The 489-nt window shown below is 49.9% G+C and carries 1 protein-coding gene; it reads left to right on the forward strand.

Going from position 1 to position 489, the window contains the following annotated elements; translation table 11 throughout:
- On the forward strand, positions 1-489 hold a 489-nt coding region (locus tag ACYVTD_RS16370), incomplete at both ends, for an isocitrate/isopropylmalate family dehydrogenase (protein WP_461248731.1).

A 489-nucleotide genomic window follows, 5' to 3' on the forward strand; every position in this document is an offset into this window, starting at 1 on the left:
GAAAAAACTCTGCGTAGTTGACAAAGCAAATGTGCTTGAATCGTCCCGCTTCTGGCGAGAAGTAGCGGCGGTAGTTTCAAAGGACTATCCTGACATCGAAACAAGTTACCTCTATGTTGACAATGCCGCCATGCAGTTGATTCGCGCCCCGGGACAATTCGACGTAATTGTAACATCAAATCTTTTTGGAGACATACTTTCCGATGAGGCATCGGTGCTTACAGGTTCAATCGGTATGCTTGCCTCGGCGAGTCTCGGCGAAAAAGTGCAAGGTGGAACAAGACCCGGAATGTACGAGCCTATTCACGGCTCCGCTCCCGACATCGCAGGGAAGGACATCGCCAATCCGCTCGCCACAATTCTTTCGGCGGCTATGATGCTCCGCTATTCTTTCGGTCTTGAGAAAGAAGCAAAGGCGATTGAAACCGCCGTCAACAATGTGCTGGATCAAGGATTGAGAACAGGAGACATTGCAAGTCGAAACGGAAC

Source organism: Treponema sp. R6D11, assembly GCF_054786075.1.